9 protein-coding genes and 1 pseudogene are annotated in these 8,934 nt (G+C 66.0%); 3 read left to right on the top strand and 7 right to left on the bottom strand.

The genetic code is table 11. The features are described 5' to 3' along the window. Positions 1 to 480 (top strand): annotated as a pseudogene (locus QE494_RS03320) (long-chain fatty acid--CoA ligase); the annotation flags it as partial. 57 nt (positions 481 to 537) lie between these two features. Continuing rightward, the gene (locus QE494_RS03315; protein WP_300041480.1) at positions 538 to 1,728 is read left to right on the top strand and encodes an ABC transporter substrate-binding protein; all 1,191 of its coding nucleotides are present in this window, start codon (positions 538 to 540) and stop codon (positions 1,726 to 1,728) included. 91 nt (positions 1,729 to 1,819) lie between these two features. Here QE494_RS03315 and QE494_RS03310 read toward each other — a convergent pair whose 3' ends face one another. After that, entirely contained in the window at positions 1,820 to 3,298 is a 1,479-nt protein-coding gene (locus tag QE494_RS03310) for a carotenoid oxygenase family protein (protein WP_300041479.1), read from the bottom strand. Positions 3,299 to 3,648: 350 nt separating this feature from the next. Between QE494_RS03310 and QE494_RS03305 the strand changes: the two genes are divergently transcribed. After that, on the top strand, positions 3,649 to 4,176 hold the full coding sequence (locus tag QE494_RS03305) for a DUF2878 domain-containing protein (RefSeq protein WP_300041478.1): 528 nt from the start codon (positions 3,649 to 3,651) through the stop codon (positions 4,174 to 4,176). A 39-nt stretch (positions 4,177 to 4,215) separates the two neighbouring features. Here the strand turns inward: QE494_RS03305 and QE494_RS03300 are convergent, their stop codons facing one another. Genes QE494_RS03300 through QE494_RS03275 form a run of 6 tightly spaced genes read right to left on the bottom strand, consistent with a single transcriptional unit; the run spans position 4,216 to position 8,934 of the window. Then, on the bottom strand, positions 4,216 to 4,884 hold the full coding sequence (locus QE494_RS03300) for a 4-carboxy-4-hydroxy-2-oxoadipate aldolase/oxaloacetate decarboxylase (RefSeq protein ID WP_300041477.1): 669 nt from the start codon (positions 4,882 to 4,884) through the stop codon (positions 4,216 to 4,218). Next, positions 4,881 to 5,546 (bottom strand): RraA family protein, encoded by a 666-nt coding sequence (locus tag QE494_RS03295; RefSeq protein ID WP_300041476.1) that lies wholly within the window; start codon positions 5,544 to 5,546, stop codon positions 4,881 to 4,883. The genes QE494_RS03300 and QE494_RS03295 overlap by 4 nt, the downstream gene beginning before the upstream one ends. A 1-nt stretch (position 5,547) precedes the next feature. Beyond that, positions 5,548 to 6,228, bottom strand: a complete 681-nt coding sequence (locus tag QE494_RS03290; protein WP_300041475.1) for an RraA family protein — start codon at positions 6,226 to 6,228, stop codon at positions 5,548 to 5,550. Positions 6,229 to 6,277: 49 nt separating this feature from the next. Continuing rightward, complete coding sequence (locus tag QE494_RS03285) at positions 6,278 to 7,279, bottom strand: protocatechuate 3,4-dioxygenase (RefSeq protein ID WP_300041474.1); 1,002 nt, start codon at positions 7,277 to 7,279, stop codon at positions 6,278 to 6,280. Positions 7,280 to 7,294: 15 nt separating this feature from the next. Beyond that, positions 7,295 to 8,542 carry a CaiB/BaiF CoA-transferase family protein gene (locus QE494_RS03280; protein WP_300041473.1) on the bottom strand — a complete coding sequence of 416 codons (1,248 nt, stop codon included), beginning with the start codon at positions 8,540 to 8,542 and terminating at the stop codon, positions 7,295 to 7,297. Further along, a complete protein-coding gene (locus tag QE494_RS03275) occupies positions 8,539 to 8,934 on the bottom strand; it encodes a Zn-ribbon domain-containing OB-fold protein (RefSeq protein WP_300041472.1) in 396 nt (131 codons plus the stop codon). Before QE494_RS03275 ends, QE494_RS03280 begins: the two co-directional genes overlap by 4 nt.

The following is an 8,934-nucleotide window of genomic DNA, read 5'->3' as shown; positions in this document are numbered from 1 at the left end:
GACTGCGGCGAGGTGGCCGAAGACGGCTTCCTGGCAATTCGAGACCGGATCAAGGACATCATCATCACCTCGGGCGGCAAGAACATCACACCTAGCCACATCGAGAACCTGCTGAAGTTCAGCCCCTACATCACCGATGCGGTGGTGATTGGCGACGGGCGCAAGTTCCTTTCCTGCCTGGTGATGATCGATCAGGAGCATGTGGCCCGTCACGCCCAGGAGCAGCAGGTGCCCTACACCGACTTCGCGAGCCTGACCCGAGCGCCTGCCATCGTGGATCTGGTGCGCGCGGAAATCGAACGGATCAACGGACAACTTGCCCGCGTCGAGCAGATCAAAGAGTTCCGCATCATCGCCGAGCTGCTCACCGCCGAGGACGAGGAGCTCACGCCGACCATGAAACTCAAACGCAAGGTGATCGCGCGCAAGTACGCGAGCCTGATCGATACCATGTATCCCACTGAGCCGGCCGCTCAGTAGCGATGGAAGCGACCTCGACGGCCAAACCGACTACCCATGACTGAAGGAGACGACCCCATGAAATTCCAACGACGCACCCTTCTGGCCGGTGCCGCCCTGGCGGCAGGCCTGGGCGCCAGCGGCCTCGCCCAGGCTCAGAGCCAGGGCGTGACCGACACCGAGATCGTGCTGGGCACCCACTTGGACCTCTCCGGTCCAGTGGCTGCGGGCATGCCCTCCCTGCGCAACGCGATGCAGCTGCGCATCGACGAGGTCAATGCCGCCGGCGGCATCAATGGCCGCCGGATCCGGCTGATCGTCGAGGACAACGCCGGCCAGCCCCAGCAGGCGGTGCGCGCGGTGCAAAAGCTCACCAAGAGCGACAACGTGTTCGCGATCATCAATCCCTTCGGGTCGGGGGCCAACCTGGCCACCCTCAAAATGGTGATCGACGCCAACGTGATCCTGTTCGCGCCCTGGGCGGCTTCGAACATCATCCAGAGGACGGCCAATGGCAGCCCGCTGGTCTTTACCACTGTGCAGAACTACGACAGCACCACCGCCACCGGCGTGTCCTGGGCGGCCAAGAACTGGAAGCCCCAGCGCGTGGGCGTGATCTACCAAGAGGGCCCGTTCGGTGACATGGTCAAGGCTGGCGTCGCCCAGGCCCAAAAGGAGGCCGGCGGCTTTACCGTCGCGGCCGAGGCGGCCTGGAAGGCTGGCGACATCGACTTCTCTTCCCAGGTGGCCCGGATGCGGGCGGCCAACGTCGACTTGATCGTGGCTGGCACCATCACCCGCGAGACGGTGGCGGTGATGGCCGAGACCAAGAAGCTGGGCTGGAACGTCAAGGTCCTGACCGCACTGCCGGGTCGCAGCACCATCGTGATCGGGGTGGGCAAGGACGCTGTCGATGGCCTCTACGGCATCGGCGGCTGGCGCCTCCACGACGCAAGCTCCAGGGAGGCCGACGCGATGAAGTTCATGACGGCCTTCAAGCAGAAGTTCAATATGGACGCCGACGAGAACGCGGGCAATTCCTACTCTTACACCAGCTGGTTCCTCAGCGCGTTGCAGTCGGTCGGCCGCAACCTGACCACTGACGCCGCGGTCAAGGCCCTGCAGGCGAGCAGTCACCAGGACTTCACCACCTACTCGCGTCAGAGCTTCAAGGCCAACCACGTCAACCCGGAGCTCGTCTCGATCGACCAGGTCAAGGGTGGCAAGTGGACCAAGGTCTCCGACCCCATGAGCGGCATCATCAAATAAGCCGCAGGGCGCCGGCCTCCCGTCGGCGTCTTTTTCCCATGACAAAGGGGCAGCCTCGGCTGCCCCTTTGTCATGTCTTCGCCCACTTGGCTCAGGGCGGCGGGAGCATTCCGTCGCGGACGAAGCGCCGGTCGGCCCAGCAACTGTGGGTGCCGCTGCTGATTTTGTGCGGCAGCGCAATGCGCACCACCGGGCCCGCCTCAAAGCGCTTGCAGTCGATCAGCACACACTCCGAGGTTTGTGTGTTCTCGTCGATGATGAAGCTGACCAGGTAGCCGTCGTCCTCGTCCTTCGCGTCGATGCGGGGTACGAAGGGCGCCTCGCTGGCGTAGCGGCCCTCGGCCAGTTGCAGCGACCAGGACTGCCCGGACACCAGGTCGTGCTTGACGAAACCGTCGAACAGGAACCAGCCCGGCGTTGCCACCGCCGAGTACGCGTAGCGATAAGGCAGCCCCGCATAGCGCTGGTTGTACATGCCGAACTCCAGGACCCGCTCGTCGAGGTGCTGCTCGGTGGTGGTTCCGGTTTTGAGGTTGAATCGCCACCGGTGCAGCTTCGGCCGCGTCATGTGCTGGTCCAGAAAGCCCATGAGGTGGGCGAAGCCGCGCGGTGCATCGCGCATTGGCCCCGGCTCGGGGTTCTCCTGGAAATAGCCGTCCATCACCACCTCGTCGCCCTCCTCGTAGGCATTGAGAAAGTGGAGGATGTAGGTCGGCGCGGCCTCAAACCAGCGGATGTCCTGCCCGTTGCCGCGGCGCGGGATGATGCCAAAGCGCGAGGCCCGGTCATGCATCCGGGTGGCGTGGAAGCCCCCCTTGAGTGCCTCCAGGTCCCAATGCAGCGGCAAGTCGTTGAGGATGGCGTAGTTGCGGGTGAAGGCCATGTCGTGCGGCAGCCGGGGGCCGGGCACGGGCACCGGAACATAGTGCACGAGCTTGCCGTGCTGGTCGACCACGCCGTAGTGCATGTAGGGCGCATGCTTGGAATAGTTGAAGAACAGCATCTCGCCGGTCGACTCGTCCACCTTGGTGTGCGCCGACACGCCGTCGATTGGCGCCCAGCCGGCCAGACCCTGGTTCTCCAAGGTGTCGGGGTCGAGCAGGTAAGCCTCACCGCACTGGTAGAAGGTGGAGACCACCTTGCCGGCGTGCACCACCACGTCGGTGGAGGACGAATCCTTGAGCCCCTCGTGAGCGCCCCAGCCCGGGCGCAGCGACGCGCCCGGCGGCGCCATCAGGCCGCCCCAAAGCGAGCGCCCGGCCTCCTGCTCGGCCTCAAAGCCACGGGTGCGCACAAAGCGATTGCGGTAGTCGGCCTGCCCGTTGCGAAAGCTGATCAGGTGCAGCATGCCGTCGCCGTCGAAGGGGTGGTAGCGCCCGATCGGGTCGTGCACCGGAATCTCGGTGTTGCGCACATAGATCCCGTCGATGTCCGTCGGGATTTTTCCCTCGATCACTGCCAGCCGGCTGGCATTTACCTCGCCGTACATCGGGGTCCAGGCCCCCTTCATATAGGGGTGCTCGAGGTCACTCAAGGTGGTAACGATCGGGGGCAACTGCTCGACTTGCATCGGTTCTCCTCGTGGCAGGCGGACTTGCATTTGAAGCGGGAGCGGCAACCCAATCTTGCGCTTGCCCCAGACGCGTCCTGAGAATCTTAACTTGTCAGTTTGATTATGCAAGCCAACCCGACCTCCCCCGATCAACGGTAGCCGCGTACCGCTGCTTGGGCGCTCGTTTCGGCGCAGTCGATCGCCACCTTGGCTGCATGGCTGTCGATAGACGCTAACATGACAAACAGCGGCGACGAGTAGTCTCATGGCGCCGCGTTCATGGAAGGGTCCGGTGTGATCGTGGCAGGTTCAGACAACAGCACAGAAGGTCATGATGCAGTGGGCGCGCCACCTGAGGCAGGCACCCCATGAACCTTGTGATCAACGCCGTCGGTTTTCAGGTGGCCTGGTGGGCGCTGGTCGCCGGCGTCGCGCCTGGCTATGAGGGCGCGGCGCTTGCGCTTTCTGCCCTGCTTGCGGCGGCTCACCTGCGCTATTTCAGTCCGCGCCCAAAGAGGGAGTTGGGGCTTGCCCTAGCGGCCTGGCTCCTCGGGCTTGGCTTTGACTCCTTCCTGCAAGCGGGCGGGTTCATCACCTTTCAAGGCGCCTCGCTCGGCCCACTCAGCCCGTTCTGGCTCTGGGCCCTGTGGGCGCTGTTCGGATTGACCCTCGACGCGTCGATGTCCTTTTTGCAGCGCCGCCACTGGTCCCTCTCGGCGGTGCTGGGCGGTATCTTCGGACCGTTGAGTTACCTGGCCGGTGCCAAGCTGGGAGCGGCGACCTTGGTGGCCACCCCGCTGAATTTCGCGGCGCTGGCACTGGCCTGGGCGATTGCCATGCCCCTTCTGGTCTGGCTGGCTCGAAGCACAGACCGCGTGGCCAACCCGGCAGGCTAAGAAGCGGCCGCCGGGTGTCCCCTCTCGCAGGGCGGGCGTCTACTTGAAACCGTAGACGGCCATCGTCGTCTCACCGGCGCGCAGACGATTCAGGATTGCGGCCTCTTCCGCCTCCCGGCGCTCGCTTGCGGTCACCACGTCGGCAGCACGGGCCTGCGGCACGACCACCACCCCATCGCGGTCGCCCACGATCAGGTCGCCAGCGTGCACGGTAATTTCCCCCACCAGGATCGGATGGCCGATCCAGCCGGTGGCGCCATAGTCCTTGCCCGTTCCGCGAATGCACAAGCCGCGGGAAAACACCGGGAAACCCATCTCTGCGAGCAGCACCCCGTCGCGCACGCCGCCGTCAATCACCAGGCCGCCGAGGCCGCGCACCTGGGCCATCGTGCCCATGATTTCGCCCCAGTAGCCATGCTCGTAAGCGCCCTGGGCGAACACCACCATCACATCGCCCGGCCGCGCGATTTCCAGGGCACGGTGCAGCCAGAGGTTGTCACCGGGCGGGCTGTGCACCGTGAGCGCGCTGCCCGCGCAGCGCATGCCCGGGTCCACCGGTTTGATGGCGGAGGGCAGCGCGCCGATCTTGCCGCCGGCTTCGTGCAAGGTGGCGGTCGGCAGCTTCGCAGCCGCCGCGACCACATCGGCCGGCAGGCGGGCGAAGTCGGCCCGGGTGGTCAATGCGGGGTCCACACGGTCTGGCTTCATGCGCCCTCCCGGGTCTGGAGTTGGTGGTACTTCATCTGTTTGCGGGCCTCGTCCAAACGCATGCCGCCGCGGACCGCCTGGCGAATGCGCTCTTCGGCCTCCTCGATGGACTCCGCCACCCTGAGCACTTCTTCCTCGTGCTCCTTGGGGATCACGATCACTCCGTCGGCATCGCCCTTGAGGATGTCGCCGGGGGCCACGCGCGCGTCACCGATGTTGACCGGCACGCCGGTGGCCTCGACCTGCACCCGGTCCTTGCCGGTGCGCATCCAGTGATCCTTGCTGAAGACCGGGTAGCCCAGGCTCGTGCACAAATGGGTGTCGCGGCAAATGCCGTCGATGACGGTGCCGGCGATGCCGCGGCGGTGGGCAATCTCGGTGAGGATGTCGCCCCAGACGGTGGCGTTTTCGCGACCACCGTTATCCAGCACGATCACGCTGCCCGGGGGCACATCGTCGATGTAATCCCCCACGGTGCCCGAAGGCTTGCCCGACGGGCCATAGAGCAGCGTCCAGGCCCGGCCGGCCATGCGAAAGCCGCCATCGCGCGGCTTGATCTTGTAGCACTGGCCGGCAATGCCCAATTTGTCCAGCGCGTCGCTGAGCGTGGCGGTGTCGAGCTTGGCCGCACGGGCGACGTTGGCGTCCTGAGGGGTCGTCATTTCAGTGGTTCTCCAGCATGTGTTCGTAGTTGCCGCCCATGACCTGGCCGATGGGCGTGCCGGCCAGGATGGCCTTGGCCATGGCGGCCTCGCGGGCGACGATCATCTCGGCGGCCTCGAGCACGCGCTCGATGTCGGCCGCAGCGATGACGATGACCGCACTGCGGTCGGCCAGCAGGTAGTCGCCGGGGTGGACCGTTACTTCGCCGCCGGCATTCGGGCCCGCGCCCAGCGTCACCGGCACCTGGGTGCCCAGCTCCACCACCCGGCCCCGTGCGGTGCGCGATGTGAGGCTGCGGCTCCAGACCGGAAAGCTGTAGGCGATGGCCTCGTCCACATCGCGCAGCGGACCGTCGGCCACCACGCCCGCCACACCGCGCATCTTGGCGCCGAGGGTCAACAGGCCGCCCCAGCAGCCGGCCTCCACGCCGCTGCGCTGCTCGACGACGATGATGTCGTCCGCGCCTGCTTGCTCAATTGCGGTGCAGCCCAGGTGCTTGGGCGGGCCGGGCGGTGGCTGACCGGGCCCCACCTTCATGGTGACGGCGCGGCCGGCGACGCGGCCCTCGCCGCTGCGCTGCGCGATGCCGGTGACGGCGCCGGGCAGGCCCAGTTTGTCCAGGGCGTCGGAGACAGCGCAGGCGTCGAGCCGGCGCAGGCGCTTCACATGGGGATCACTCATGGTCGTACTACTTTCATTCGATCGCTCAGACGGCTATTGGGCTTACCTATCAATCCAGGGTCTTCCAGGCGGCAAAGGCAAGGCCGGTGCCGGTCAGGGCGTCACTCCGGTAGCCGGGGATGTACGCCAGCCACTCCATGTCCAGGTCCCGCACCATCTCCCCGACCACCAGCCAGTTGCGAATTTCGGAGCTACCCGCCTGCAACTGCTTGGGGTCCAAGGATGCCAGAGTCTTGCTGTCCTTCTCCCGGATGGCGCGGATGACACGCTGGTCCAGGTCTTCGTCAACGACGAAGTGGCTGAGGCCACCCGACGCGATCACCCCCACTCGCAGGTCTTCGGGCCACTGCGCCACCAGCTCGCGCAGGGCCCGGCCCAATGCCACGCAGCGGCGCGGCGTGGGCTGGTTGGGTGGGTCGAAGGTGTTCAGAATGATCGGGATCACTGGCAACTCGTGCCCCTGGAGCAGGCGGCGGTGGACGAACTGGAAGGCATGGCCCTCGAACTGGCCGCGCTCGAGGCCGTCCATGGCGGTGATGTCGAAGTCGCGGTCGCACAGTTGCCGGATCAGCCATTCGGCCAGATCGGCTTTGACCGGGTACTCCCGGTCCACCTCGGGCTCGTGGCGCCACATCCGAGCGGACTTCACCCAGTTGTCGTTGGGCGCAGCCGGCTCACGGGCGGTGTTGCGGATGGTCGGCCCGTAAAAGATGGCGATCGGCGGGTTGTTGCTGGTGCGAAACAGTTCGGTCTGGTCGTCCCCGACGATCAGCAGCACGTCCAGCCGTGCCTCGCGAACGCGCCGACCGACTTCGTCCATCGCGTCCTGGGCCGCGTCATAGCGCTCGCCCATTTTCTCTGGTGAGGCCATGTCGGCGGCGCCCTCGGGTGCCGCCGCCAGCAACGCGGCGTAGTCGGTCTTGTTGCCGGCCTTGTCAAAGTAGTGGGGGTTCTTGGTGTCGATCTCCCGGAACCGGTGCTGCCAGTCCTCGCGCTGCGAGACCAGCATGATGCTGTGGGAGCTGCCGAAGGCGGCGACGAGTCGGGCCATGGTGTTCCTTGTGTATCAGACGATGTGGCCGGCGCGCAGCGCCTCGATGCGATCAGGCGTGTAGCCCAGCGTGGCCAAAATGGCGTCGGTCTGGTCGCCCTGATTGGGCGCGGGGTTCATGGGCCCCTGCTCGCGCGGGTGGGCCGAGAACTGCATCGGCAGGCCCACTACCTGGATGTCCCCCATCTCAGGGTGCGCCATGTGGCGAGCGATGCCCAGGTGACGGACCTGCTCGTTGGCGAACACCTGGTCGATGGTGTGAATAGGGCCGCAAGGCACGCCGGCGTCCAGCAGGATACGGGTCCAGTCCGCCGTCGGACGGGTGCGGAAGATGGCGCCCACCGACTCGTTGACGCGGGCCCGGTTGGCGACGCGCTCCGGGTCAGAGCCAAAGCCGGGCTCGTCCACGAGTTGCGGCGCGCCGATCGCCGCGCACAGACGTTTCCACATGGTCTGCCCGATAGCGGCAACGTTGATATAGCCGTCCGCCGTGGCGAAGACGCCGGTGGGCACTGTGAGTGGATGTTCGTTCCCGGTGGACTCGGGCACTTTGCCGTCGATCAGCCACTGGGCGGCCTGGAAGTCCAGCATCGCGATCTGGGCTTCCAGCAGGGAGGTGTGAACCCATTGCCCCTCGCCGGTGGTGCTGCGCTCCAAGAGCGCCGCCATGACCGCCTGGGCGCAGAAGTGGCCGGCGCACAGGTCAGCCAGCGGAATGCCGGCGCGCATGGGACCATCGCCAGGCTTGCCTGTCACGCTCATGAGGCCACCCATGCCCTGGGCGATCGAGTCGAAGCCAGGCCAGTTGGCATACGGCCCGTCCTGGCCGAAGCCGGAGATGCTGGCGTAAACCAGCCGCGGGTTGATCTTGCGCAGGGACTCGTAGTCGATGCCCAGGCGAAACTTCACGTCCGGCCGGTAGTTCTCGATGAAGACATCCGCCTGTTTGACCAGCGCCTGGAGAATTTCCAGCCCCTCGGGCGCCTTCATGTTGAGGGTGAGGCTTTCCTTGTTCCGGTGCAGGTTTTCGTAGTCGGCCCGGTTGTGGTCACGGCCGCCGATCATGTCGTCGCCACCCGGGGCGCCAGGGGGAATCTCGAGCTTGATGATGCGCGCACCCAAGTCGGCGAAGGTGCGTACCGCCGTCGGACCAGCACGCACCCGTGAAGCATCCAATACGGTGAACTTCGCGAGCGGGCCTTTACGAGGTGCGGTCTCGGCAGTGTGGGCGGCCGCCTGGGGCCCGGCCTGTGTGCGCGTCATGCACCCGCTCCTTGTTCGAGGGTGAAAACGGGCACGGCTGCCCCTCCCTCCGTCGGTTCGAACTTGACTCTGACCCGGTCACCGATGCGGGCCTTCGCGGGGTCGCAGTCGACCAGGTTGGTCATGAGGGTCACGCCCTCGTCCAGCGTGACATAGGCCAGGGTGTAGGCGTCTTCGCCCTGCCCCATGGTGCTGAAGGTGTAGAGCGTTCCGCCGCCGCTGGCCTTGACCCACTCGGTCGCCAGGCTCAGGCAAAACGGACAAACGTCACGTGGGTAGTGATGGGCCTCGCCACAGTCGGTGCAGCGCTTGACCAGGAGCTGGCCAGCGCTGGCCGCATCCCAATAGGGCTTGGCTTCGGGCATGACCCGGGGGGCGGGAATCTTGCGCAT

This window comes from Ramlibacter sp. (assembly GCF_029866045.1).
Classification (GTDB): domain Bacteria; phylum Pseudomonadota; class Gammaproteobacteria; order Burkholderiales; family Burkholderiaceae_C; genus Ramlibacter.
Note: the sequence above shows the minus strand (reverse complement) of the source record. Positions and strands in the feature narration are given on the sequence as shown.